At 43.6% G+C, this 26,066-nt stretch carries 20 protein-coding genes, 1 tRNA gene and 1 other RNA gene; 7 read left to right on the forward strand and 15 right to left on the reverse strand.

Features of this window, described 5'->3' with window-relative positions; all coding sequences use genetic code 11:
• Nucleotides 1–39: 39 nt before the first annotated feature.
• Entirely contained in the window at nucleotides 40–390 is a 351-nt protein-coding gene (gene hinT, locus R7Z47_RS10375) for a purine nucleoside phosphoramidase (protein WP_005378473.1), read from the reverse strand.
• A gap of 269 nt (nucleotides 391–659) precedes the next feature.
• Between hinT and R7Z47_RS10380 the strand changes: the two genes are divergently transcribed.
• Nucleotides 660–2,651, forward strand: a complete 1,992-nt coding sequence (locus R7Z47_RS10380; RefSeq protein WP_047100874.1) for a methyl-accepting chemotaxis protein — start codon at nucleotides 660–662, stop codon at nucleotides 2,649–2,651.
• 163 nt (nucleotides 2,652–2,814) lie between these two features.
• Nucleotides 2,815–3,975 carry a DUF1887 family protein gene (locus R7Z47_RS10385; RefSeq protein WP_005378476.1) on the forward strand — a complete coding sequence of 387 codons (1,161 nt, stop codon included), beginning with the start codon at nucleotides 2,815–2,817 and terminating at the stop codon, nucleotides 3,973–3,975.
• 157 nt (nucleotides 3,976–4,132) lie between these two features.
• Here the strand turns inward: R7Z47_RS10385 and udp are convergent, their stop codons facing one another.
• From udp to R7Z47_RS10420, 7 genes are all read right to left on the reverse strand, one after another.
• Nucleotides 4,133–4,891, reverse strand: coding sequence for a uridine phosphorylase (gene udp, locus R7Z47_RS10390; RefSeq protein ID WP_005378479.1), 759 nt, complete (start codon nucleotides 4,889–4,891; stop codon nucleotides 4,133–4,135).
• A gap of 314 nt (nucleotides 4,892–5,205) precedes the next feature.
• Nucleotides 5,206–7,512 (reverse strand): zinc/cadmium/mercury/lead-transporting ATPase, encoded by a 2,307-nt coding sequence (locus tag R7Z47_RS10395; RefSeq protein WP_318130047.1) that lies wholly within the window; start codon nucleotides 7,510–7,512, stop codon nucleotides 5,206–5,208.
• 172 nt (nucleotides 7,513–7,684) lie between these two features.
• A complete protein-coding gene (locus tag R7Z47_RS10400; protein WP_005378483.1) occupies nucleotides 7,685–8,104 on the reverse strand; it encodes a CBS domain-containing protein in 420 nt (139 codons plus the stop codon).
• 247 nt (nucleotides 8,105–8,351) lie between these two features.
• Nucleotides 8,352–9,086, reverse strand: coding sequence for an RNA methyltransferase (locus R7Z47_RS10405; protein WP_262607026.1), 735 nt, complete (start codon nucleotides 9,084–9,086; stop codon nucleotides 8,352–8,354).
• 212 nt (nucleotides 9,087–9,298) lie between these two features.
• An RNA gene (gene ffs / locus R7Z47_RS10410) (signal recognition particle sRNA small type) lies at nucleotides 9,299–9,395 on the reverse strand.
• Between the two features lie 137 nt (nucleotides 9,396–9,532).
• Complete coding sequence (locus R7Z47_RS10415) at nucleotides 9,533–11,536, reverse strand: GGDEF domain-containing protein (RefSeq protein WP_262607027.1); 2,004 nt, start codon at nucleotides 11,534–11,536, stop codon at nucleotides 9,533–9,535.
• A 152-nt stretch (nucleotides 11,537–11,688) separates the two neighbouring features.
• Nucleotides 11,689–12,432, reverse strand: coding sequence for a hypothetical protein (locus tag R7Z47_RS10420; RefSeq protein ID WP_005389942.1), 744 nt, complete (start codon nucleotides 12,430–12,432; stop codon nucleotides 11,689–11,691).
• Between the two features lie 257 nt (nucleotides 12,433–12,689).
• On the opposite strand from R7Z47_RS10420, the gene R7Z47_RS10425 reads away from it, so the two are divergent.
• Nucleotides 12,690–12,992 carry a DNA base-flipping protein gene (locus R7Z47_RS10425; protein WP_005378570.1) on the forward strand — a complete coding sequence of 101 codons (303 nt, stop codon included), beginning with the start codon at nucleotides 12,690–12,692 and terminating at the stop codon, nucleotides 12,990–12,992.
• Nucleotides 12,993–13,022: 30 nt separating this feature from the next.
• Here the strand turns inward: R7Z47_RS10425 and R7Z47_RS10430 are convergent, their stop codons facing one another.
• On the reverse strand, nucleotides 13,023–13,457 hold the full coding sequence (locus tag R7Z47_RS10430) for a YbaY family lipoprotein (RefSeq protein ID WP_005378572.1): 435 nt from the start codon (nucleotides 13,455–13,457) through the stop codon (nucleotides 13,023–13,025).
• A gap of 240 nt (nucleotides 13,458–13,697) precedes the next feature.
• On the opposite strand from R7Z47_RS10430, the gene tesB reads away from it, so the two are divergent.
• Entirely contained in the window at nucleotides 13,698–14,558 is an 861-nt protein-coding gene (tesB, locus tag R7Z47_RS10435; protein ID WP_005378575.1) for an acyl-CoA thioesterase II, read from the forward strand.
• A 68-nt stretch (nucleotides 14,559–14,626) separates the two neighbouring features.
• On the opposite strand, the gene R7Z47_RS10440 is transcribed toward tesB, so the two are convergent.
• Nucleotides 14,627–17,668, reverse strand: a complete 3,042-nt coding sequence (locus tag R7Z47_RS10440; RefSeq protein WP_238844277.1) for a cadherin repeat domain-containing protein — start codon at nucleotides 17,666–17,668, stop codon at nucleotides 14,627–14,629.
• Nucleotides 17,669–18,124: 456 nt separating this feature from the next.
• Nucleotides 18,125–18,589, reverse strand: a complete 465-nt coding sequence (locus tag R7Z47_RS10445; protein WP_025998626.1) for an Lrp/AsnC family transcriptional regulator — start codon at nucleotides 18,587–18,589, stop codon at nucleotides 18,125–18,127.
• 140 nt (nucleotides 18,590–18,729) lie between these two features.
• On the opposite strand from R7Z47_RS10445, the gene R7Z47_RS10450 reads away from it, so the two are divergent.
• Nucleotides 18,730–19,824, forward strand: coding sequence for a PLP-dependent cysteine synthase family protein (locus R7Z47_RS10450; protein WP_005389952.1), 1,095 nt, complete (start codon nucleotides 18,730–18,732; stop codon nucleotides 19,822–19,824).
• 61 nt (nucleotides 19,825–19,885) lie between these two features.
• Here R7Z47_RS10450 and R7Z47_RS10455 read toward each other — a convergent pair whose 3' ends face one another.
• Entirely contained in the window at nucleotides 19,886–20,203 is a 318-nt protein-coding gene (locus R7Z47_RS10455) for a DUF1244 domain-containing protein (RefSeq protein WP_005378586.1), read from the reverse strand.
• 214 nt (nucleotides 20,204–20,417) lie between these two features.
• Here R7Z47_RS10455 and R7Z47_RS10460 point away from each other — a divergent pair, with 214 nt between their 5' ends.
• A complete protein-coding gene (locus R7Z47_RS10460) occupies nucleotides 20,418–20,993 on the forward strand; it encodes a porin family protein (protein WP_262607028.1) in 576 nt (191 codons plus the stop codon).
• Between the two features lie 87 nt (nucleotides 20,994–21,080).
• Here the strand turns inward: R7Z47_RS10460 and R7Z47_RS10465 are convergent, their stop codons facing one another.
• From R7Z47_RS10465 to R7Z47_RS10475, 3 genes are all read right to left on the reverse strand, one after another.
• Nucleotides 21,081–21,278, reverse strand: a complete 198-nt coding sequence (locus R7Z47_RS10465) for a type II secretion system protein (RefSeq protein ID WP_031781369.1) — start codon at nucleotides 21,276–21,278, stop codon at nucleotides 21,081–21,083.
• 221 nt (nucleotides 21,279–21,499) lie between these two features.
• Nucleotides 21,500–24,613 (reverse strand): multidrug efflux RND transporter permease subunit VmeF, encoded by a 3,114-nt coding sequence (gene vmeF, locus R7Z47_RS10470; RefSeq protein ID WP_318130050.1) that lies wholly within the window; start codon nucleotides 24,611–24,613, stop codon nucleotides 21,500–21,502.
• Nucleotides 24,613–25,707, reverse strand: a complete 1,095-nt coding sequence (locus tag R7Z47_RS10475; RefSeq protein ID WP_318130052.1) for an efflux RND transporter periplasmic adaptor subunit — start codon at nucleotides 25,705–25,707, stop codon at nucleotides 24,613–24,615. Before R7Z47_RS10475 ends, vmeF begins: the two co-directional genes overlap by 1 nt.
• A 292-nt stretch (nucleotides 25,708–25,999) precedes the next feature.
• On the opposite strand from R7Z47_RS10475, the gene R7Z47_RS10480 reads away from it, so the two are divergent.
• Nucleotides 26,000–26,066, forward strand: a tRNA-Tyr gene (locus R7Z47_RS10480).

Consider the following 26,066-nt stretch of genomic DNA (forward strand, 5'->3'; position numbering starts at 1 on the left):
GAAAAAGAAGTGGGTGAATCACCACCCACTTTTAAAAGCTTAGCTCAATACCATTGGACCTAGAGGGCGGCCGCCTAGTAGGTGCATGTGAATATGGTAAACCTCTTGGCCACCATGTGGATTACAATTAACGATTAGGCGATAGCCGTCTTCAGCAATACCTTCTTCTTTCGCTAACTTTCTAGCAACAGTGAACAAACGCCCCATCATTGCTTCATCTTCAGCTTCTACATCATTCGTTGTTGGGATCAGTTTATTCGGAATAATGAGAATATGGCTTGGTGTGCGAGGGTTAATGTCGCGAAACGCAGTCACCAAATCATCTTGATAAAGGATATCGGCAGGGATTTCCTTGCGAATAATTTTACTAAAGATCGTTTCTTCCGCCATGAGGACTCCATTTTATAAACGTAATTAGACCCCAATTAGTATGCGCCAACCAAAAGCGGAGCTCAATAAAAACAGTGTTCACTTAACATTATTAATCAAATGCTAATTAACGAAGCTTTTTTTGTCGTGTGCGTCATAAAATGCGCGTCACAAACTGAATACAATCCAATGAATTTTGTTACTTTTTTAAGACAATTAGTATTTTTATACCCAAGTAAACTCAAAAATGCTTGGGTAGCTTGTCTATTTTTGGGAGAGGAAGCTCACTTATGCGAGGTTCAGTTATTAAAAGGATGTATGCCGGCTTTGCACTGATCATCATCCTATTTGCCGTCACAATTGCCATTATGATGGGAGGAATGAGTGATATTCACGGAAAATTTGGCACGGTTTCTAAATCATCCCTACCGTTGGTATCGTTATCTAATCAAACCAGTGTTGAGCTGCTTTCTGCCGACAAATCATTTAAAGACTTCCTGACGACAGAGAATAAACAACGCATGGATGAAATGCGTCAGGAATTTGCTAGATCTCAACAGCGCTTCGAATCCACATTGGCTCAACTGAAAACCGCAAGCCAAATCTACCCTTCTCTTGCCGAACCGTTTTCACAGTTAAAAACGTTAGAGCAGAGCTATTTTACAGAAGCTCTAGAGGCCATGGACAACTACGAAGCAATGTTCGCGGCTCAAGAAGAAGTGCAAAAATCCTCACGCCGCTTCCAAAAACTGAATACCGAACTGTCGGTTGGTCTTAAAGAATATGTGGCAGATCAAACCAGCATTTCTGTCAAAGTCATGGCAAAGAGCTACTTTATCAAGTTAAAAGATGCCGAAGTAATTACCTCTGATGCCCTCGCCAGTTCCAACCCTGAGTTTGTTACGCAAGCCGTAGCTAAAAACCGCAAAGCAGTAACGCACTTGAATTACGCATTCCGCGGGTTGGTGACTCAGCTTCCTGAGCTAGAAAAAGCATTTGGCGAATCTGTAGAGCAATTTACTCGCGACGTTGGTATGCGTGGCGGTGTGTTAGACCAACATAATAATTACCTCAATGCTCGCGCCGCTTTGTATAACAATATCGCCAACCTAGCAAATAAAGTGGATTCAACCATGGCGATTCTTGAGCAATTCACGACAACCGCAACAGATAAGCTCAATGAATCATTGGCAGATGCAGGTGACATATATTCAGCGGGTGTAACGAAAGCCATCATCATTGGCGTTATTGTCGTTTTACTCGCGACAGCGATTGGCTACCACATCGCACAAAGCGTTCGCGAACCGTTGACTCGTATTCTAAAAGTGTTAGAAGGCCTGACTGAAGGTGATATGACACAGCGTATCGATATTCGCTATAACAACGAATTCAGCCGTGTGAGTGGACACATTAACTCACTCGCCGACAACCTTCACGAGATCTTGGTGAAACTCAACGAAGCGTCAGAAAACCTATCGTCAACCGCGACAACCAACGAACGCACCTCTTCGCAAGCACAAATTAAATTGAGCTCTCAACGCGAACAAACAGCAAACGTCGCTACTGCGATGACAGAAATGTCTCATTCAGTGCAGGAAGTCGCGCAAAGTGCGCAAGGCTCGCTAGAAATGGTGCAACGCGTCGAATCTGCCTCTGAAGAAGGCAGAAATGTTATGAGCAGTAACATCTCAACCATTAATCAACTAGAAACACGTTTGAACGAATCGGTCTCCGCAGTTTCTGAGCTACAAAAGATGAGTGGTCAAATTGGGTCTATCCTTGATGTGATCCGCAACATTGCGGAGCAAACCAACCTACTGGCATTGAACGCGGCAATTGAAGCGGCTCGCGCTGGTGAACAAGGTCGCGGCTTCGCGGTAGTGGCAGATGAAGTACGAGTACTCGCATCAAGAACGACTCAATCAACCACTGAAATTGAATCCATGATCAGTAATCTGCAAGCTAGCTCGCAATCGGCGAACCAAGTCATACAAAGCTGTATGAGCGATATGGAGATGTCGGTTGAGCAAGCATCAAAAGCGAACAGCTCAATGGAAGAGATCCAGGCGCTAATCATCGAAATCAGCCAAATGAGTACGCACATTTCACAAGCAGCAGCAGAGCAAAGTGAAACATCAACAGACATTGCTCGCAGCATTGAAGATATCAACAGTATCGCCGATGAAAGTTTCCAAGCCATGTCGAGTATCGCACAAACCAGTGAATCACTGACCCACTTGGCTCATCAGCAAAATGAATTGGTCCACCGCTTTAAGTTATAAATACTTTATAACTAAGAGCATTAATTAGTGCAATCAACTGTATAAGGGCGACTTTTTGTTAAGTCGCCCTTGTTTTTTGTCGGCCATGTCTACATATGATTAATAAGGCCAGCTCATCCCCTTGCACAACTCTTTTCGAGCGGCCTCATAAAAAGGAAAATCTATGGCTGTTCATGTTGGTATTATCGACCAAGACCCAGTGAGATTGGTCACTCCTCTATTAGATAATCGTACGCTAAGCACACATATCGTCTTCATCGGAGACAAGAGCCAGTTAGATATATTTGACCGACTGAGTGCCGTTTTAGATCAACGAGAAATTACTTCTGAATTTTTTGAAATTCCATCCGCTGTTAATACATCTCTGATCAAACAAGCAATTCAAAAATTGGCAAAAGACCTCCATGAACGCGGCGAAGATGTAAAATTGAACGCGAGCTGTGGTCTTCGTCATCGCTTGTTGTCGGTGTACGAAGTTTTCCGTACCTATCGCTGGCCAATTTTTGTGGTAGAGCCTAGTAGCGATAAGCTTTGTTGGTTATACCCTGATGGCAAAGAAGATACCCAAGTCGAAGATCACATTACGATTGCAGATTACCTCACTATCTTTGGTGCACGCGGCGAGTTTCACCACGTTGATTTACCACCTCTTCTTGATAAAAAATTGTATGAACTTGGTGAACGATGGGCCTCAAATGCGCTTGAGCTTGGGCCAGGTCTAGCAACACTTAACTACCTTGCAACCACATGCCGCAAAGAACAAAAGCTTGATGTCGAGCTCTCCGAAAAACAGCAGGGCTACCGTGAGCTCAACATGTTGCTTTCAGATTTAGTAGAAGCAGAAATCGCCACCTATGAGAATGGCGTTTTAACGTTTGCAGATGAAGATGCTCGACGCTTTTCAAACGGTGAGTGGTTAGAAACTTTGGTTCACAGCACCGTGAAGCAAATCCAAGACACCATGCCGACGATCCAAGATCGATCGTTAAATGTTCAGGTTTATCGCAAACTTGGTGAAAGTGAAGTACGCAATGAGTTAGATGTCGCAACAGTTGTAAACAACAAGCTGCACATCATCGAGTGCAAAACCAAAGGCATGAGAGATGACGGCGACGATACTTTATATAAGTTAGAATCGCTTCGCGATTTATTAGGTGGCTTACAAGCGCGCGCAATGTTGGTGAGCTTCCGTCCTCTTCGTCACAATGACATTACTCGTGCTGAAGACTTAGGGCTAGCCCTGATTGGCCCTGATGAGCTTAAAGATTTAAGAACGCACTTAACGGCTTGGTTTAAAGACGCGGGCGGTTCAGACGAGATATAGTGCCATTAAGAAAAGCTAAAATTCACAACGATAAAAAGCAGCATTAATGCTGCTTTTTTTATACCTAAATTTTAGCTGTACGCATTTCTATAAGTAGAAAAAAACCAGAGGTTAGCCTCTGGTTTTTTCTGTTTGTTTAAATGCCAACTATAGCGGCTTAAAGCATTTTACGCGCTGCTTCTACAACCACTTTAATTGAACGCGCTTCCGTTTCTTTCAGAGTTGAATGATCTGGAATCTCTTTTTGTGTACGGTTGATGATAACACCAGCCACACAACCCGCTTTTAAACCAGAGCTCGCACACATTGTTAGCAGTGTTGCAGACTCCATCTCGAAGTTAAGTACGCCCATGTCTTGCCATTCTTGCATAGAGCCTTGGAAACGCTTAACAACACGACCAGAGAACGTATCGTAACGTTCTTGACCAGGGTAGAACGTGTCGCTTGATGCAGTCACACCCATGTGAACTGTAGCGCCAGACTCTTCTACTGCTGCTTTCATTGCGGTTGCTACTTCAAAGTCAGCAACTGCTGGGAATTCCATAGGAGCAAAGTGTAGGCTCGCACCGTCAAGACGAACTGACCCCGTCGTTACGATCATGTCACCCACGTTTACATGTGGTTGAATTGCACCCGTTGTACCAACACGTAGGAAAGTACGAACACCAAGCTGTGCCAATTCCTCAACTGCGATAGAGGTAGAAGGACCACCAATACCTGTAGAACAAACCACAACAGGTTTACCGTCTAACTCTGCACGGTATAGCGTGTATTCACGATGGCTTGCTAGAAATACTGGATTTTCCATTTGTTCTGCGATTTTTTGAACACGCGCTGGGTCACCAGGAATGATCGCTAGAGTCGCACCATTAAGATCAGCTTCAGTAACACCTAAATGGAATACAGCTTGAGACATAAGTCGCTCCTTATTGTGGCTTATTTTATGAACAATAAGCTCATTAATCAGTTATTGGGTACAGATGCACTGTAGCGAACCTTTCACCAACATAGAGTGATCACAATCACAATGACAAAATGTAATGAAAATTAAATTTCAAACAAAACTGGTATTGATCACACTTTAAGGGGCGTTAGATCATTTTGTTGCATAGCAATGCGTGATTTCAAGGACGAGAAAAACGTCTGATCGCATCAGGTTAATACGGTTAAAAAAAGCCCGATACACGAATGCCTCGGGCTATTAATGAGTGGGATCAATGGTTAGGTCAGTTATTTGATCTGCTTGGACTCAAAACGAAGTAATCTCAACGCATTCAATGTCACCAGTGCTGTTGCACCACTGTCGGCTAATACAGCAACCCACAACCCAGTTACACCAAGTAAACTTGTCACTAAGAATACACCTTTCAAACCTAGCGCTAACGCGACATTCTGACGAATGTTACTTAGCGTCGCACGCGACAGTTCTATCATGGCAGGTAGCTCAATCAAACGGTTGTGTGTTAACGCCGCATCAGCAGTCTCGAGCGCAACATCCGTACCGCCTCCCATCGCAATGCCGATACTCGAAGCTTTCATGGCTGGAGCATCATTGATACCGTCTCCCACCATCGCAACGGTATGTTGTTGTGATAGCTTCTCGACGTAATGCACCTTGTCTGCAGGTAACAAACTCGCTTTATAATCCAAGCCTATTCTATTTGCCATTGCTTCTGCACTTCTCGGGTTGTCACCCGTTAGCATCACCGACGTGACCCCAAGTTCCTTCAGCATTGCGATGGCTTGCTGGGCATCTGAGCGCAATGTATCTTGCCATGCGATCACGCCAATGACCTCGTCATCGAAACGCACAATGACAACCGTTTTACCTTGTTGTTCCAACGTAACCACTTGCTCTTTGGCTTCTTGAGAAAGTGGAAAGTCTGCCTTTGAAGGCGTGACCACTTGGACCATTTTTCCATCGACGTAACCAGTGACACCAGAGCCTACTTGCGCGGTTTTATCCAACGCTTCAGGAATAGTAAGCCCCTGCTCTTGCACTTTGGTAACTAAAGAAACCGCTAGAGGATGACTTGAACCAACCTCGATTGACGCAGTTAGGCTAAGTAACTTGTCTTCATCCATATCAAAAGCAAAGACGTCAGTCACTTCTGGTTTACCTTGCGTCAGTGTCCCAGTTTTATCAAATGCGACAGACTCAACCTTGCCAAGCAACTCAAGCGCCGCTCCACCTTTGATCAATGCGCCCCGCTTAGCAGCTGCCGCCAAGCCAGAAGTGATCGCCGCAGGCGTTGAAATTACTAATGCACATGGACAAGCAATCAACAGCAGGGCAAGTCCTCGATAGATCCACGTTTCCCACGGTTGGGCAAATAGTAATGGCGGCGTAACGATAACCACCAGAGACACCAACATCATTAGTGGCGTATACCAACGGCTAAATTTATCAAGAAAGCGTTCTAATGGTGCCTTACGGGATTCTGCTTCTTCAATCAAATGAAGAATTCGGTCTATCGCATTCTCGCCCTGACGGGAAGTCACCTGTAAGCGAACCACTTTATCGACAACCACAGCCCCGGCCATCACTTTGCCACCGGTTTGATGCTCAACGGGAACAGATTCTCCCGTTAACGCACTTTCGTCAAAACTCGCAAGCGCATCTTGCAAAACACCGTCGGCAGGCAAACGACCTCCGGGTGCGACTTCTATGATATCCCCTGGTTTAAGCTGAGCAGCTGGTACTTCTTTACGTTCACCATCAATTATTAAAATTGAACTTTCTGGGACTAAGTCCATTAACGCCTGGACACCGCTTCGCGCGCGAGATGATGCATATGCTTCTAACTTTTCACCAATAAGGAAAAGCAATAACACCATTGCGGCTTCGGCGGTTTCACCTAAATATAAAGCGCCGAGCGCCGCTACACTCATTAACGTTTCAATCGCAAAAGGCGTACCGCTACGCGCCAACTTAAATGCTTTGAGCGCGATTGGGTATAAACCAAGTAAACACGTCAAAGTGAATAACCAAGCGCTTATTTGAGGGTCGATCTTAGAAATTACTGCCGCAGTAGCCATTGCACCAGCAATCGAGAGAATTTGGATGTTGTCTCTTATGACGCCAAGCCAGCCTTTCTTTGTAGTGCTTGGTTTTGGAGCATCCAGTGAAGAGAGCGGGAAACCCGTTTTTTGGGCTGTCTGCTCTATCGTAGCTATCAGCTCTAGACCATCAAAATCGACGACCAGTTTTTCTGTTGCAAACAAAACCTTGGCTTGGCTGACGCCTTGTAAAGACGTAATGGCTTTCTCAAGCTTTTGCGCACAAGATGGGCAATCCATACCTGACACAAGCCAAGCATTCCGAACGGAGGAATTACTCTCCCTTGTGGGATCGTCTTCCTCGCCTGTGTCAACGCTGCAGCCTCCTCCACTACAGCAAGAGCTTTCAGAAACATCAACACTGGCCTGAGAGATATTGAGCGAAGATTTTACTGCCGCACAGCATGACTCGCTTGCACCAAGCGGCACCGCAGTTTTGATTTTGCTAGATTGGCAACCTTGATGTTTTGTACACATAATTTTTTCCTTATTGGTATCGGTGATTTACCTATTGCTAAGGATAAACCTTAGAGTAAGCTCCAAGGTCAAGATAAATTTGTACAGTTCGGCGATAGAAAATAAAAAAGACGCCGAAGCGTCTTTCCAAACCAGTTTAAAAGCAATATTCCGTAAAATTTAAACAGAGAGGTTAAACGGGATGCTTAAAACACTCATTTAATGTCATTCCGATGGCACGCAGCACGTCTCTTCTTGTGATAACACCAACCAACTTACCTTTGCCATCCACCACTGGATACATTTTCGGCTTTCCAACTTTCATCATGTCAGCCAGTTCAATTACTGACATTTCTGGAGAAACAGATAAGACATCATCATGCATACACTCTTGTACCGTATGTGTATCTTGGCAGTGATAACTTGCTTTCACCAACTTATCTAATAAGTCTTGCTCCGATAAAAACCCAACCACTTTTTCATTTTCATCAATGACAGGGCCACCTAGTGTGACACTTTGCATTACTTTGTTTAAAGCTGCCGAAAGTGACATATCTTTCGTGAAAGTCACCGCTTGCAACGTCATGTAATCTTTTACTTTTAATGAATGCATTCTTATCTCCTTAAGGGCATTTTATTGCGGCCTTTAGATAAGTGTCGCCTAATTTCCTGATTTTACTAAATGGAAAGGAGTAATTTTATTTATAGGCACAGCCTATTGAACTAAAACAAAATTAACTCACCGAACAACATTCACTGTATTTCGTTAAACGCAAGATTCAGCCAGGCTGATTTTTCTAGGCAATAAATACAACAAAGCCAGTCAAATTGACTGGCTTTGTTATTAAGTAATTGTTGCGTTAGCTATGTTGGCGGCGCATGTTGTCTAAAATAATGCCAGTCGCCATCGCGACATTCAGTGATTCGGCACCGCCAAACGCCGGAATCGTGATCTTATCTGTCACTAATTTTGCTGCGGCTTCTCGCACACCATGAGATTCGCTGCCCATCAACAAAATACCTTCAGCAGCGAAATCCGTTTTATGAACGCTCTCTCCTTCCAAAAACGCGCCATATACTGGCAATTTGGCGTGTTCCAAGTAACTTGGCAAATCCACCAAACTCACTTGTACGCGGCCAAAGCTGCCCATGGTCGCACTGATCGTTTTAGGATTATAAGGATCAGCACAATCTGTACTCGCAATAATGTGCTTGATGCCATACCAGTCTGCAACACGAATAATCGTACCTAGATTACCAGGGTCGGATACACCATCTAGCGCAATCATCAATCCTTTCGCTTGAGGCTCTTTTACACTCGGAATTTCAACCATAGCAATGGCCGCATTATTGCTCACAAGCGTGCTCGCTTTGGTCAATTCATCAAGCGATGCTTCAACACAATCAAAACGATTTAGCGTACCAGCATTTTGTTCGAGAAATGCCGCTGTTGCAAAAACCTGCTTCACCTTCAATGAACTACTTGCTAGCTCTAGTACGTTCTTTTCACCCTGAACTAGGAATAAGCCATGCGCTTTACGCTGTTTCTTTTGACCTAAAGCACGAAGCAGTTTTAATTGGTTTTTTGAAATCATTAAAGTATCCCAGGTGAAAATGATTATTCGGCGAGTGTACCCTAAACAATCTTCACGACAGTTCGGTATCAAGCGGATGAGATTATAAATTATACCTAAATAACCTCAAGAAGCTTGATCATCAGAAGACGTTGAACACCAAGCGTAGCCAAAATAAAAGAAGGCTCAAAAACGAAAAAAGCCCTGCGATAACGCAGGGCTTTCAAAGGGTGGGACCCCAGCCACATCCCGGCACACAAGTCACACGCTGCGGCTGCTTCCTTCCGGACCTGACCGAGTTCACGAGCTATTGTTGCGAGAGGACCAGAGCCCCATAATTCTTTTCGAGAGGTCTTGCCTCAATCGATGGGGCGATTATTCAGTATCAGCTCTCATAATGCAAGAGCAAAAACCTTGAATTTCATCATTTCATTACCGTTTGGACAAAACTCGATCAATTCATTCCTTTATGATGAAACCGTACAGTCACGATAAGAGGAGTCGTGCCGTGAGGACTGCTTACTCATGTACATGTCTTCATCAGCCAAATGCATCGCTTGCTCTAAGCTCATGTGCCGTTCCCTTTTTGCAGAGAAACCAATAGAGATACTTATAGACTCCAAATCACTACATAATTTGCCTTTCACGTCGATTCTACTGAGCTCTCTCATTGCTCTAGTTAACTCGGCTTGCGTTGGATAACCCAGCAATATGAACTCATCCCCTCCAATTCGATAACATCTTCCCGACCAGACATAATGAATTTTTAGTGCCAGTAGTTGTAAAACTTCGTCCCCAGCGCGATGCCCATAAGTGTCATTGATTCGTTTGAAATGATTAATGTCTAAGTAAAGTATGGATAGATCTTTGTTTACTCCTTTTCGATACTTTACTTGCAACGCACGACGGTTCCTTAACCCTGTTAAGTTGTCAGTGTTCGATTGACGGTAAAGATAAAGCGAAACACAAATAGCAAACAATAATACAAAGATAAACACAGCTTGTGTTTGCGTCGCTAATCGAATCTCATATTCAAGTGCGGTACGCCAATCTGGGCGTACATCGTACTGAGCAATGATCTTATCAACTTCTAACATCGCTATCGCTCGACTGAAGAAAGGCGCAAGCATGGCTCCTTTTTCATTCGCGACCAATCCAACAGAGAGTTGTGACTCATAAAACTCGCCAATAGCGGTATCCTGCTCTATCGGAACCAGTTCACTGAGACGTAAAAAATGATTGAGCATCGCCGTATCCATCGGAATGTAATCGACTTCTTCATTTAATAGCCCCTGAATGAGCTCTTGTTGAGTACGATAACGTTTGAGTTCTTTTAGCGGTAACAGTTGCGTCATCATTTGATCGAAAAAGTCATCCTTAACCACGCCAATCCGCTCAGATATCAACTGTGAAACATGAGAGTATGTGCTCGGCTTGTAACCTAAACGCTTGACCATCACCGATGCTGGCGCGTAATGGGGCTTTGGAAAGTAGCTAAATGCGCGCCGCTCACGGCTGACCGTTAACGGCGCCAAAATTTCGAAATTACCTTGGATAAACTCATGGTACATAGAACCCCAGCTTTCACCAGGCTCACTAATGATCAAGCAGTTTAAAGCCAAGATCTCACAGCTTCTCAGGACTACATCAGCCGTCATCCCTTCGACACTACCATCTGCGTTGTATACAACATATGGAAAGATAGATTCGAGCTTAATCCGTATTGGTTCATTAAAATCAAGGGGCAATAAACGAATAGACTCACGCAACGCTGCTCGCCTTAATTCAAATTGATACTGGGAAATTTCTTCGCGAAGCTGCTTTTGCACCGCTTCTCCGTGAATAAACGTGGCGAACGTGTCCAACTCCTCAAGATGATGATCTTTTTTACTGATGATGGATACGGGCTTTATCGAAATCTGATCATTGAGCATCTTGGCGTCAAACCCCTCCATCAGCATCGGCTTGAGCTGGTTAATGGCATCGACAACGCCGTCCACAGCACCTGAACGTAGCAGTGTTACTGCTTGTTCGTGACCTTGATAAGAGATCTGTTCTAGACCAGGGTAGTGTTGTTTAAGTAATTGGGCATAAACTGTATCTTTGGGGACGCCAACACGCGAAATATCACTCAACGTCGAATCTTTTAAGCCAAAGAGGTAGGTATATTCGATATTTGTTGGGCGGGAATAACTAAAACGTTGAGCACGTTCTTGTGTGTAAGTGATATTCGCAGCAAAGTCCGCTTCCCCATTCGCTACTGAATTTAGAATGGCATCAAAGCTGGAGTAGTTTACGTATTGAACGGTAAAGCCAAACTCCTTTGAAGCAGCATTGAAAAGAACACGAGTGACGACATCATCCGCTTCAGTCGCGACTTTATAATGAGCAATTAAAGGGGCTTCGGCTTTTACATTCAAACTCAAGAGGCAACATGCAAAAAGCAACAGTGTTCGAGCAAAAGTTGTCATGACAAACTTATCTTAAATCAACCACTTATATTGTGGTTATTATTATTGGAAGTGTAGTAAATATGAAATGAAGAACATATACTAATCTCCATTTTGTTCCACAACCAATTCGATACTCTGCCGCACATGTCACTTTTTACCTGACTAAAAATTCATAATTCAGCCTGTTCATCGCTACTACGTAAAATATAGTCAGTCATCCAAGCCGTCCCTAACAAACAGATCCAAACCACGAAAACAGGGTTTGGCACATCCGTGGTCGGGCTGACGACTAAAGCGGCAAAACCCACAGTCGGCAATGTCCAACATAATAATTTGCTCCAACGAATGGTATGTTGAAGCTTCGCAAGTGCTTCCATTGACGCTAACATTCCCGTCAAACTTAACGCCATAAGAACGGCGTACGGTAGGCCTGCAATCCACAATGGGAGCAACAAAAACAACGGCCACCAGCTGTGTTTATTGGATGGCGTCCAATGCGCAGCCGACCACCACATCGCCATAACCGCAATGGTTTGAACCACTGTAACCCAAGCAGATCCATCCAGCTTACCGCCTTGCTGTGTGACCATAAGACCAACTTGCAGTGTAAGTACAATAAGACCAGCGGTGAGCAACACGCCTAAAGAGCTTCTACGAGAAAACACCACCATTAAAAGTGGGAAAAGGATCAAAACACCAACCGACAAAGCAATTGGCTGCATTGAGAGTGTCGCACCAAAAGCCATCATCGCGCCCAGCAATACTAAGCCAGCGAACCCACCTTGTGGCAGAACCCACAGCGCGGGGATCATAAGTGCAAGAACGGGAATGTCACCCTCGCTCAAACTCATCGCCCGAACGCAGACAACAGCGAGTAAGGTCGTAACGAAAAATTGAAGTGTCGATAAAATCATAGCGCCTCCTGGCTTCCCCACCTACTTGGTAACTCAACGGCAAAAACTGGGATTGAAAGTCGTTGAGAGGGTCTAGATTCAAGCTTAGCTTGCGTTTGCTTCATGCTGTTTAAGGCTCATCAACCAACGACACTAAAGAACAGAAAATGTAATTCTTCAAAGTGAGTCGCTGGCAACACAAGGGTTAAGAACCGTTAGCAATATACAAGTCCAATGGTTTACCATTCCTTAGTAATCCAAAATAGACACTTTTGAGTATGGACCAATTTTTAGCGCAAATCTTTGCTGTAATTCACCAAATTCCAAAAGGAAAAGTCTCCACCTATGGGGAAATTGCAAAAATGGCCGGTTATCCGGGCTATGCGAGACATGTTGGTAAAGCACTGGGCAACTTACCAGAAGGCAGTAAACTCCCCTGGTTTAGAGTGGTAAATAGCCAAGGAAAAATATCTTTAAAAGGCAGAGACTTAGAGCGACAAAAAAAGAAATTAGAAGCAGAAGGGATTGAAGTATCGGAAGTTGGCAAAACTTCACTTAAAAAATACAAATGGCAGCCTTAAGCTGCCATTTTTTGTTCTCAGTGCGTCGTATTAACGTGTTCCAACTAGACGAATATCTAATTGGTGAGTTTGTGCTTCATCTGTAATAACACCGTTATGTGTGTCGCTGATAAAACGCAGCTTTCCATCTACCTCAATGCGAGCACGAACGCTGTAACGATGGTTTGGTTTGATTTCATTGCTGTCGTAACTCAACTCAAAAGAAAGAGGAACTTGCTTACCTTCTGTTTCGAATGTCTGTTTCGCCAACACTTTTGCTGGCGCATCCGCCAAAGACACATCTTCTAACGCAATAGTAACCACTGCGTTTGGTGGCAAGGCAATCCGCTCGCGATAAGCCACTGTACCTGTAATCGTCTTCATTGACGCTTCTGTAGATTCCATTTCTGTATTTTGAGAAGTTTGGCAACCCACTAACGCAGCCCCAAAGAGTAGAGAAGTAACAAGTAGTAGTGTTTTTTTCATATATTCCTCGAAAAGAGCATTAAACCGAAGCAATTATAGGTGTGGAATATAAAACTGTCTGCTTCCTGTCACTTTATTTGACAATAGTTTGACTGAGTTAGAATTTATCAAACAATTGATTTTGTTTCATAATTGGAACAATACTATTTCTAAGTTACTCAATAGTTCTTAACTATGCCACTTCACAAGAGTGAGGCTGTTGAGGTAACTTGGGATGAAAGACAACGGTGAGGAGACACAATGAGTAAACCACTACGAGAATTGCTCAGCCTACTACAACTCGAAAAATTAGAAGAAGGCTTGTTTCGTGGCCAAAGTGAAAACCTAGGTTTGCCTCAAGTTTATGGCGGTCAAGTAATTGGGCAAGCGCTTTCTGCTGCGCGCTACACCGTTGAAGAAACACGCACGGTACACTCCTTCCATAGCTATTTTTTGTACCCTGGCGATCCAGAAAAACCTATTATTTATGACGTAGAAAATCTGAGAGATGGCCGTAGCTTTAGCACTAGACGCGTAAAGGCAATTCAAAATGGACGCCCTATTTTTTACCTAACCGCATCCTACCATGGCGATCAACCTGGGTTTGATCATCAAAAAGAAATGCCAGATATCCCTGGTCCAGAAAACTTTGCCTCAGAGAGTGAGCTCGCAAGCCATATTGCAGAATTTCTACCCAAACGCTTACGCAAAACATTTTGCGGGGAAAAGCCAATCGAAACTCGCCCCGTTACGGTTATCAACCCTTTGAAGCCCAAAAAAGCAGAACCCAAACAGTACCTTTGGATTCGTGCTAATGGTGAAATGCCAGAGAATCAGCTAATTCACCAGTACCTTCTGGCCTACGCATCCGATTGGGGATTCCTTGTGACAGCAATGCATCCACATGAAGTCTCATTAATGACGCCTAACTTTCAAGTGGCCACCATTGACCACTCTATCTGGTTCCATCGTCCGTTTAAGATGGATGAATGGCTTCTATATGCGATAGAGAGCCCAACGGCGAGCAATACTCGTGGGTTGGTCCGTGGCGAAATATACAACCAGCAAGGTCACTTAGTGGCGACCGCCGTGCAAGAAGGGGTGATGCGCTACACGAAATAGCTCGTGTTCGCCAGACGAAAAAAGGAGTGCTGTTCCGCACTCCTTTTTTAATGGGTATCAAACGATGATTAATTTGGTTGATACTTCATGTTAATAACCGACCATTCGTAAAGTGATTTCGGGTAACCATATTCGCCTTTCCCGTAAATGACATTTGGGTCGGCATAGAATCCACCTTTATTCGTTGCTAAAAATTCACGAACCCCACGACGGTAAGTAATCACAGGTGCTACTAACTCATACTCTACCTTTTCCATCTTCGAGTCATCAATTATTAAGAACCGAGTCATACGAATCGTGCTGCCGTTGGTGCAGTACCCTGGGTCATCATAGTCAATTGCTTCAAAAGGCTTGAGATCATCTTCGAACAGCTCTGATGTACATCCATCAAATCGAGCTAAGTGTACCCACGCTCCTTTTATTAGAGTTTGGTCATCGTTACCCACCGGCTTGAATGCAAGTAGTGCAATCTTACCTTTGCCGTATAATTTCAATTCTTCGTCCGTTGGCTCACGCACTGAACGAACGTTCATCAAACCAAACTCACTTTCTTCTAAGTTAGAAAACTCACGTGCATTTAGCGTGCTAAACAATACTGTTTGTTCAGTTTCAAGCAATGTATATTGATCCGCAACACCTTCATCTGCAAAGCTTAGATACAGCTGGACTTTCTTACTTTCCAACGCTTTGTAATCTCTAGATTCTCCTTCCGAAACGTCGAGAGAAATCCAACGTCTTTTTACTGGTGGGAGGTCAAGTAATGTCAGCTCTTCCTTATCAACATCTAATGAAGCGACTCCTTTAATTGTTGAGCTGGATATTTGATAGCTGCGGTTTCCTATTGGTGTACCAAAATCTAGCTTAACCTTTTTAAATGGTTCAAATTCCACCTTCATCGTGGAAGTACTTAAACCAGGGTGCTTCGCTTTGTTAATAGTGCCATTTACGACGATTGTTTTAGCTTTGTAGTTGCGTCCAGTGAGGGTTACCTCTACTTGGTACTCGCCTGCGTGTAAAATCTTCAAGCGCCCCGTATCAGGGGAAACTAACTCGACCACAGGATCTTTTTGGTTAATAAGACGGTAACTTGCCTTCGCAGTCCCACCACTCATCACTGGTGAGATAACACTACTAGCGGAGAATTCTACCGTTGGGTAAGTAACCGATACAGGGTTTGTGCCTTGTTTAATCGTGACCGAGAAACTACTTTCACCCGGATCCACTTTGTCGTCCCCCGCATCCGAAACAATAATTTTTGTGCTACCCGCGTTAAGAATTTGCATGGCACCCGTTTGGCTGTTTAAGGAAACTACATCTGTTGCTGCGTTGTCTGCAAATCGGTACGTAACTTCCCCAACCGTACCAGAGATTTTCGGCGCAACAAATGTTTGGCCAACCTTCCAAATCTCTTCCACATCGGATTGAACTTCAATTCGGCTCGGCGCACTCAAAATTGTCACGTAGACTTTTTGATCAGGACCAACAGTATAATTCGCGCTCTCTTTTCTGCGCACAGTTAGCGTCGCTTTACCCGCTTTATACACATGGAGACGTCCTTCACTAAAACCACCGACAACATCTGGTGCGGTGTTATCTACAATCTCAATTTGCTCGTCAGCACTCAAACCAAAATCACGGTGAAGATCAAAACTGTATTTGTTGCTGTATACAACGTCATAATCGTGCGTTGCCATGGGTTGGCCTTCAGCCTTTGCAACTTTGATGACGACATTAAATTGAATAGGTTGGTAGAACTCCCCACCATCGTCTTCAAACTTAAGGTCGTACTCACCCGCAGTCACTACCTCCAATTTGCCGTCAGTCATTCGTAAGCCATTAGGTAAGCTGCTAACTAGATTTACGTTACCTTTTTGCCCTTTAAACGCCAGAGGGATTGAAAGATTTGGTTGATAGGTAAGCGGCATTTCAATGTCTTTTATAACGGGATGAGGCGCGCGATTAACTTCAAGATCAAAACGAGTTTTGCTTGCAGGATAATTACGCATGTCATGCTCGTAAATTTCCACTTCAGCAGCACCAACACCTTTGATCAGTAATGCTTCACCATTTTCAGTTTTAGCAACAACGTCTTCACCACGAATGATTCTCAGCTCATAGTCACCGTAGGCGTTCGTCACCTTAGGGAAAATTCGTCCACCTTCCTCATAAGTTGTGACAATATCCGCTGCGCTGATTTCTTGACGCTTGCCTTGTTTTATATCCACAAAGAATTGCGCTGTTTGCTGTTTATCCAGAAACGCGTCGCTGTAAGTTGCAGTCGCTTCAACCGTTAATCGCCCAACATTATGAACAAGAAGCAAACCCGTTTCAGGGTCTAGCAACTCGGCCACCTTGCTGTCTGGTACGCTATTTATTATTTTGTAAGAAATACGTTGCGTTTGAGCTTTATCTAGACGCACTGGTTCTAACGTCAACCCTTCTCGATACTCGTCTTCAAGCAAAGCGAACTGTAATTGCCCCGGAGCTACTGCATGCAGTTTAACCGTAGCGCGAACTTGTTTCGGCAAGTAAAAGTCGTTACCTGAATCAGTAATCAGCACCGATGCCTGACCAACTGAACCTAATGAATATACCGACCCGTTCTCATCAACACGAATCAAGTTATGACCACTTTCTACCTCATAACTCAGTTCGCCTTTTTGGCCACGGACGATCAACGCTTTTCCTTCTGACTCAATCGCATTGAAATTCAGATCACTCACTGAAAGTTCAGTATTGATACCTCGCTCTACAGTCACAGAAAATCTTGCTTCAGAAGATTCATAAGCAGAGCTACTATCTGTAGCAAGAATAGTCGCCGTTCCTGGGCGCAGAATTTGTAGTATTCCTGAGTCATTAATTTTCACGACATTTGGCGGATTAGAATCAATGACTTGGTAAGATACCGACCCATGTACATTGCTCAGTTTTGCTTCAGTAACCGTTCCCACTCCTTCAAACTTCAATACCGTGTCTTCCACTTTTAATTGCGGACGGTTCTGCTTTGTTATCGTAGTTGGTGTCTTCGTATTGTTCGGCTTAGAGTCTCCCCCACCGCCACAGCCAGCAAGTAAAGCTGCGAGAAAAAGCAAATAGTAATTTCTGTTCATTTTTAGTAATACTTTGTTACATACAAGATGGAGCGATAATAATACGATGTTTTATTAATCACTATCCCCATTTTTGAGTACTTTATTACTTAAGTAATTGCTACTGTATTCATCCTAAAAACAAATACTCAAAAATAGCGACCAAATTACATGAAAACACAAAAAGCAAACGTTTAAATCAAACTCTTCCATTAATTTAGTAAAAATTAATATTCAATAAAATAAAACATGAAAAAGAAAGAGAAAAAATTGCGTTATTTTTTCTTTCATTATGATGTACAGGATTAATGGACTGTAAAAACAAATGGTTAATGAAAAATAGAAGAGAGAATAAATATCGTTTATATTTATAAAAATCTGATAGGAAATAGTTTTAAAAGCATAATCAAACTACCTTTTAACATTTAAAATACTAAAAGGTAGAATTAACATTAGATAGAATTCTTATAGGGCGAGTTATTTTAGGATTGGTAACTCTGTTGTGTATTTAATGGACTCCATAGCAAATGTTGAAGTCACATTAGATAGCCCTTTTACGCTATTAACTAACCGCTTATAGAATTCGTCAAAACACTTCATATCTTTGACTAGTACTTTCATCATGTAGTCATACTCGCCAGCCATACGATAAAACTCCATTACCTCAGGAAAGTCACTCACAGTTGTAACAAAATGGTGATACCAACCTTCGGAATGATCAATCGTTTTTAACTGAACAAATGCAATGAAAGATAGCTCGAGCTTTTCTGCACTTAACAACGCCACGCGTTTTTCGATGTAGCCCTCTTCTTCCAACCTTTTCAAGCGCTTCCAGCATGGTGTTGTAGTAAGATTGACTCGCTCAGCCACGTCATTTAATGACAAGGTGCTGTCGGTTTGTAGTAAAGCAAGCAGCTGCTTATCTATTCGATCTAAACTCATTTCTATAAAACCCATAAAATGTAGAAAATTTTTCTACAGATATCTTTATTAAGAGTAACAATAGCAAAGTTTTTCTCGGAAATTATAGATAAATTATCCCTATCTAATACTTATCTATCGATTTCCCAAGGAGAGACGCCATGTGTACTGACCACAATTGGATCAACAATGCAGTGCGTAAAATTGAAGCAGACTTCCAACGTTCTGCTGATACTCACTTATTTAAACTCGAACTACCTTCTCTTGATGGTATCGATATCTATCTAAAAGATGAGAGTACGCACCCTACAGGCTCTCTTAAGCATCGATTGGCGCGCTCATTGTTTCTTTATGCTATTTGTAATGGATGGATTGGTCCTGAAACCACTGTAATCGAGGCGTCCTCAGGCAGCACTGCCGTTTCGGAAGCGTATTTTGCGCGTTTACTTGGCTTACCGTTCATTGCCGTCATGCCGAAAACCACTGCACGTAAAAAGATCGAACAAATTGAATTTTACGGTGGTAAAGCGCACCTTGTTGAACGATCAGATCAGATTTATGACGAGTCTCGACGCTTGGCTCAAGAGCTAAATGGTCACTACATGGACCAGTTTACTTATGCTGAACGCGCTACTGACTGGCGCGGTAACAACAACATCGCGAACTCTATCTTTAGCCAAATGGAGTTAGAAGATCACCCGATTCCTAGCTGGGTAGTGATGAGTCCTGGAACAGGCGGCACATCAGCAACCATTGGCCGTTTTATTCGTTACCAAAAATACGACACTAAGCTTTGCGTGGTAGACCCTGAAAACTCAGTGTTTTACGATGCTTTCCAGTCAGGAAATCACTCATTGAAAGGCGATACTGGCAGCAAAATTGAAGGTATCGGGCGACCACGTGTCGAACCAAGCTTTATTGCTGGTGTCATTGATGAAATGCGCAAAATTCCAGACGCAGCCAGTGTGGCAACCGCCCATTGGGTATCTCAGCTGATTGGGCGTAAAGTCGGCGCATCAACAGGCACCAATCTTTACGGTGTGCTGCAATTGGCTTGTGAGATGAAACAACGCGGTGAGAAGGGTTCTATCGTGACGCTTCTATGTGATTCTGGAGAGCGTTACCTAGATACGTATTATGACTTAACATGGGTAAAAGAGAACATCGGCGATATTCAACCTTACTTAGCTCAACTCGAAGTCATTCAAGCAAAAGGTTGCGTTGAGCCAGCTTGTTGCGGCTCAACTAACGCTTAACGTGCAAACTGGACTTTAAAAAACAGCCCAACTTCATGCGGGCTGTTTTTATCGCTGGGTTTTACTTTTTCTGGCGCGCTTCAAACGCAGCCAATTGTTCTGGCGTTGCCGCTGGTTGATGATTTTGTTTCCATTCATCGTAAGTCATCCCGTAAACACGTTCGCGAGCGTCATCAATATCTAAATCCAAACCGAGATTTTCAGCCTCAGATTTATACCATTTGCTAAAGCAGTTGCGACAGAAGCCCGCAAGGATCATCAGGTCGATGTTTTGTACGTCTTTGTTGGCATCTAAATGCGCCAATAAACGGCGAAATGTCGCCGCGTCTAACTTATCTTGTTCTTCTTGAGTCAAGTTTTTGTATTTGAATTCAGCCACTTTCCTTTCCTTCTCTCTTATTTAACTAGCTTTCGTCACCATATCTAGTTAGTCGGTAGTCATGAGTAAGAAGTATGCTTTAGCGCAACAATTTCCATTCTAAAATCACTACCTTTGATAAAAGCTGATATGATAATTACCATCCATCCTATTGATTAAATTAACATTTAAACAAATCATTACAACGGTCTTTTACCAAGGTTATCGTCTAGTTATGAAAAACGCCATTCTATTATTGTCTGCCTTGACCATTAGCGTGCCAACTTTAGCTGCTCAAGAACAAGCTCATCAATCTTATTTTTATCTGGGTAGTGGTAACGTTGGTTTTGATACACCGTATTTCGGCTCGGATAGAGACAATGAGTGGTCAACACCACATATCACAGTTGGCTGGGGTTACCATGTAAACCAATACCTCGCGTTTGAAGGGGTTCTGCGCTATTCACAAAATGAACTTAAGAACGATGCTCTAAAAACTGACTTAGATCTTCACTATTACCAAGCAGGTATGTCTGCTGTTGTAACAAGTGATAACTTAGACGATACGCCACTATCACTGTTTGGTCGCGTAACTGCGCTTGGCACTCAAGCTGAAATGTATGTTCCAAACGAACAAAAAGTCACAGATGATTCAGGTGCACTATTCAACATCGGTGCTGGTGTCCATTGGGATATGAGCAAAGATATCTGGTTACGCGCAGAGTACATTTATAATGTCGCGGATATGGGTTTTGAAGATTTTTACGACAGCTACGAAGGTGTACAAATCAGCCTAGGGAAACGCTTCTAACATTAAATAGCACCAAGTTTCAATTGAAAAACAAAGAAGCCGAGTGTTTTACCTCGGCTTCTTTTAGATTCTATAGTATGTCGTCATTTACTGAACAGAGAACGTTTCTGTTGCCTCTTTGTTCACATGGTTGCTTGGTTGACCAGCATCGAGAGAATGCAAAATACCATCTTGACGATCTTTTAATGCATTCGTCAACGTTGGAAGTGCGGTAGTTGCTAGCAACGCCATAACACCTGCAACTAAAACCATTTCGACCATGTAACTACCACGTACTTTTTTCAAGGAAACACCTCAATAATAATAGGCATAGGCTGCTTTCCTAGCATTAAACCTAACAAGACCCAACATTCAGTCAAAACGATGAGCGAGTCCTGTGCCCCTCGAAGAAGTGGCGAAATAATAAACAAAAATAATCATTAAATCTATAAGTAATCACTATCTATACAAAAAAACACCGAACAAAAATTGCCCGGCGTTTTCAATCAAAGCTTTACGTGCTACTGCTAGGGGTGGGCAACACGGCCCTTCGTATCATGGCTAATTGCTTTGTTTAACTCTGCTTCTACATGACCTGGTGCTTGTGTTTTCGCCGAAATCAATCGGTACATTGCCGGGATAACAAACAAGGTCACCAATGTCGCAAACCCCATCCCGAAAAAGATAACCGTACCCACGGCAATACGGCTCTCATAACCCGCCCCTGTCGATACTATCAACGGAATTGCGCCAGCAAGTGTGGTAAACGCAGTCATCAAGATTGGACGTAGACGTCGCGCAGCTGCATCAATGATCGCTTTTTCAAACTCAACGCCACGATCACGTAGCTGATTGGCAAATTCTACGATCAAAATACCGTTTTTCGTCACCATACCAATCAACATGATCATGCCGATCTGGCTATAAATATTCATACCTTGGCCCATAATAACCAAACCAAGGAAGCCACCAAATACACCCATCGGCACCGTAAACATGACCACTAACGGGTTTACGAAGCTTTCAAACTGAGCCGCCAACACGAGATACGCCACTAGTAGTGCCAATGCAAACACAACAGCAACACTTGCTTGGTTCTCTTTAAAGTCTTTCGACTCCCCCGAATAACTCACCGAAATGTCACCCGGTAAGTTGTCGATGGCTTCCTGGTCTAGGTAATTCAGCGCATCTCCTAATGTATAACCTTCCGACAGGTTGGCAGTAATAGTGATGGACTTCTGTTTGTTGTAGTGAGAAAGACGAATAGAGGCCGCCACTTCTTCAATTTTTGTGACCGCATCTAACGTCACTAGCTGACCGCTATTCGTGCGCAGATAAATCTGACTTAAATCTGCAGCATTATTAAAGCTATTTTCATCACCGCGAAGATACACATCGTACTCTTCGCCACGCTCAACATAAGTCGTTTCGCTTTTACCACCGAGCATGATTTCTAGGGTGTCAGAAATGTCTTTAACACTGACTCCTAGCTCTGCGGCACGCTGTCGGTCAACTGTAACCAATAACTCAGGCGTTTTTTCCGAGTAATCTATCTCTGCTCCTTCCATCATTGGTGATTCTTCTGCTTTGTTCTTTAGCATTTCAGCCCAAACAACGAGCTCATCGTAATCAGAGCCGCCTAATACGAACTGAACTGGCTCACTCGAACCACCTTGGAAACCTGGCATAAATGGGAACACTCGAACATCTGGGATACCCGCCAATTCTTTCCGTACTTTGTTAAGGGCTTGCTGAGCCGTGATATCACGTTCGTTCCAATCTTCTAGAATCATGATCACAAAGCCTGTCTGGTCTCCTGCCTGGCCACCAAACGCTGGCGTTTGGATACTGAATGACTTCAGATAACCTTGCCCTAGTAATGGCATCAATCGGTCTTCGACAATATCCATATTGGCTGACATACGATTGTATGACGTAGCATCTGCACCGCGCACAAACGCGAATATCACACCGCGATCTTCTTGTGGGGTCAGCTGGGCCGGTACCTGATTCATCAAGAAATAGCTACCGCCCAAACAAGCTAGAATCACCAGGGGAGCAGCCCAACGTACTTTTAATGCGCCTTTCAATAATGCGCGATAGCCACTCTCAAGCTTGCTAAACAAGCGATCAACCGCTTCATTGAATCGATTTGGTTTTACATTCGCTTTCAAAATCTGACTACCTAATACAGGAGTCAGCGTCAGGGCAATCAAAGAGGAGAATATGACCGACATAGCCAGCAATACAGAAAACTCTGTAAATAGTAGACCTACCATGCCATCCATAAAGGAGATCGGTAAGAACACCATCACCAGCACTAATGTTGTTGCTATAACAGCAAAACCAACCTCTCTTGTGCCTTTATATGCGGCGAGTAATGGCGATTCACCGCGTTCAATATGGTGGAAGATATTCTCTACAACCACAATTGCGTCATCCACCACCAAACCAATCGATAATATCAACGCCATCAAGGTGATCAAGTTGATAGAAAACCCAAAGTAGTACGCGGCAATGAACGAAGAAATCAGAGAAACAGGTACCGTAACCGCAGGAATTAAGGTTGCACGAGCTTGGCCGATGAAAATGTACAATACCAAAATCACCAAGCCGCCCGTGATAAATAGCGTGCTGTACACCTCTTCGATTGAACGCTCGATAAACACTGTCGCGTCGTAATCTATCGCAAGACGTGTACCTTCTGGTAAGAACTTCTGGATGTTATCGACTTCAGACCTAACCAGCTTCGCAACCTCTAACGGGTTTGCGTCTGACTGCGGTACCACACCAAGACTGATGTTTACTACACCATCACTTTTGAAGGTTGAGTTTTCGTTTTCTGCACCAATGAAGACATCTGCTACATCTTTTAAATAGATAGGTGTATTGTCGCTTGCGCGTTTAATGACAAGATATTGAAAATCTTCAGGCGTGTTATAAGTACGAGCCGTACGCACGGACATTACTGTTGAGTCGTTGCGAACTTCACCTCCTGGGCTTTCTAGGTTCTCACTTCGCAAAGCTGATGTAATGTCCGAAGCTGTAACTGAACGTCCAGCCATTAGTTCTGGCTTAAGCTTCACGTACATGACCTTGTACAAACCACCGGAGAGATCAATGGAGCTAACCCCAGAGACCAGGCTAAAGCGGTCCATCAATACACGTTCGGCATAATCCGTTAATTGAGTACGGTCCATCTCTGCAGAACTGAGATTGATGTAGAGCGATGCCTCTCCCGAGCCATTGTTCTTATAAACAATAGGGTCATCCGCTTCATCAGGTAGCGAGCGCTGAGCACGAGCCACGGCATCACGCACGTCGCTCACACCTGTGTTGAGATCGTAACCTAATTCAAACGTGATCGTGATACGCGACATGCTGTTACAAGTAGTGGAGCTAATTTCATCAACTCCACTGATCCCAGAAAGCTGGTCTTCCAAAACGGAGGTAATTTGGCTTTCAATAATAGTCGCAGATGCACCCTCATAACGCGTACTGATAGAAACGACTGGGCTTTCTATATCAGGCATTTCACGAACGGCTAATTTGGTGAATGACACAAAGCCAAACACACACAACAGCATGCTCAGAACTAACGCCGCGACAGGGCGTTTAACTGCAACGTCGGACAGTAACATTAGTTTTCTTCCTCATCCGATTCACTGTCATTGCGTGTCACATCCGTGGTGTTCGCTTTTAGTGGCGCGACAATTTCTTTCACTTCGACACCATCACGCATGTTAACAATGCCTTGAACCACAATCTTGTCACCAATCTCAACACCAGATTCGATCACCACCTCGTTGCCAACACGAGCACCTAGCGACACTTCTTGACAAGTAGCTTTGTTGTTTTCATCAATTACATATACAAAACGTTTAGTTCCGGAGTATTCAAGCGCTTGAACAGGAATGATTGGCGCCTTAATAGCAGGAAATGCTAGTGAAGCGTTCATCAACATGCCCGGCTTCAATTGATTTTCTGGGTTATCAAACTCAATACGCACGCGAAGATTCAGTGTTTCGGCGCTGATACGCGTATCAATACCTGTGACTTGACCAGTAAAGATCTGGCTACCCCATGCACTGGTTTTAGCGATGACTTCCATACCAATAGAAAGCATCGATAAATAGCGCTCCGGTACTTGTAAATCCAGTTCCATGACGGAAAGATCATCCAAAGTCAAAAGTTCAGTACCCGCACTGACCATTTTGCCGCGGCTAAAATCGATAAAACCAACAGTGCCAGAAAATGGAGCAGTAATATGGAGATCAGCTAAATTGGCTTGAGCAGCATCTAGCCTCGCTTGTGCTATTTCAACACTGGCTTTTTGTGCATCGATTTCAGTTTGAGTAATCGCATTCCGCTTAACCAAACGTTGGAACTCTTTTAACTTACGCTGTTCATCTTTTAGATACGCCTTTGCCTCAATCAAAGCGGCTTGAGCCTTATCGTCATCTAACTTAATTAATAACTGGTCTTGCTGAACATTTTGATTCGCTTTAACAGCGATTTGATTCACTTTGCCGGCGACTTCCGATGCGACAACCACAGACTCCGCTGCCTTTAATTTGCCGATAAGAGTTAAGGATTGATTGATCTCATGCGTTTCTACTTGTTCAGTCACAACAGTAACCGCTGAGCCTCCTCGCATCGCAGCGCAAACCGATGGAGAACTCAGTAATATAGAAAGCGTTAAAACAGATAACGATAACGTGGCTTTCATGCTCATGATATTGACTTCTAAACGAATAAACTTATGTCATTAAACTGCTTACAGTTTATCAGTAGATACGGTGTTTAACGTCAAGTAGTGTAAATTCAAGTAAAAAGCGCGCCTCTCTTCTGTTCAAAGGACAAACAAAACGCTGACTTTCTACCATCTTTGCCCAAAAAGACAGCATTCAACGTAAAAACGTAAGAAAAACGCTTTACAGCCTGAGCGAGTTTGCTATGATTCGCTCCGCACTTGGGAGATGAGTTGGGAAAACATCTTACTAAGTATAAAAATCCTCTGGAGGGGTTCCCGAGTGGCCAAAGGGAGCAGACTGTAAATCTGCCGGCACTGCCTTCGATGGTTCGAATCCGTCC

The organism is Vibrio sp. 1641 (assembly GCF_033339995.1).
Lineage (GTDB): Bacteria > Pseudomonadota > Gammaproteobacteria > Enterobacterales > Vibrionaceae > Vibrio > Vibrio alginolyticus.

Coding starts and splice junctions, on each gene's coding strand:
- R7Z47_RS10430 (WP_005378572.1), bottom strand. CDS start 13,457: ATGAAAAAAACACTACTACTTGTTACTTCTCTACTCTTTGGGGCTGCG.
- R7Z47_RS10380 (WP_047100874.1), top strand. CDS start 660: ATGCGAGGTTCAGTTATTAAAAGGATGTATGCCGGCTTTGCACTGATC.
- R7Z47_RS10425 (WP_005378570.1), top strand. CDS start 12,690: ATGGACCAATTTTTAGCGCAAATCTTTGCTGTAATTCACCAAATTCCA.
- tesB (WP_005378575.1), top strand. CDS start 13,698: ATGAGTAAACCACTACGAGAATTGCTCAGCCTACTACAACTCGAAAAA.
- hinT (WP_005378473.1), bottom strand. CDS start 390: ATGGCGGAAGAAACGATCTTTAGTAAAATTATTCGCAAGGAAATCCCT.
- R7Z47_RS10400 (WP_005378483.1), bottom strand. CDS start 8,104: ATGCATTCATTAAAAGTAAAAGATTACATGACGTTGCAAGCGGTGACT.
- R7Z47_RS10445 (WP_025998626.1), bottom strand. CDS start 18,589: ATGAGTTTAGATCGAATAGATAAGCAGCTGCTTGCTTTACTACAAACC.
- R7Z47_RS10405 (WP_262607026.1), bottom strand. CDS start 9,086: ATGATTTCAAAAAACCAATTAAAACTGCTTCGTGCTTTAGGTCAAAAG.
- R7Z47_RS10475 (WP_318130052.1), bottom strand. CDS start 25,707: ATGAGCATGAAAGCCACGTTATCGTTATCTGTTTTAACGCTTTCTATA.
- vmeF (WP_318130050.1), bottom strand. CDS start 24,613: ATGTTACTGTCCGACGTTGCAGTTAAACGCCCTGTCGCGGCGTTAGTT.
- R7Z47_RS10415 (WP_262607027.1), bottom strand. CDS start 11,536: ATGACAACTTTTGCTCGAACACTGTTGCTTTTTGCATGTTGCCTCTTG.
- R7Z47_RS10385 (WP_005378476.1), top strand. CDS start 2,815: ATGGCTGTTCATGTTGGTATTATCGACCAAGACCCAGTGAGATTGGTC.
- R7Z47_RS10450 (WP_005389952.1), top strand. CDS start 18,730: ATGTGTACTGACCACAATTGGATCAACAATGCAGTGCGTAAAATTGAA.
- R7Z47_RS10395 (WP_318130047.1), bottom strand. CDS start 7,512: ATGTGTACAAAACATCAAGGTTGCCAATCTAGCAAAATCAAAACTGCG.
- R7Z47_RS10460 (WP_262607028.1), top strand. CDS start 20,418: ATGAAAAACGCCATTCTATTATTGTCTGCCTTGACCATTAGCGTGCCA.
- udp (WP_005378479.1), bottom strand. CDS start 4,891: ATGTCTCAAGCTGTATTCCATTTAGGTGTTACTGAAGCTGATCTTAAT.
- R7Z47_RS10420 (WP_005389942.1), bottom strand. CDS start 12,432: ATGATTTTATCGACACTTCAATTTTTCGTTACGACCTTACTCGCTGTT.
- R7Z47_RS10440 (WP_238844277.1), bottom strand. CDS start 17,668: ATGAACAGAAATTACTATTTGCTTTTTCTCGCAGCTTTACTTGCTGGC.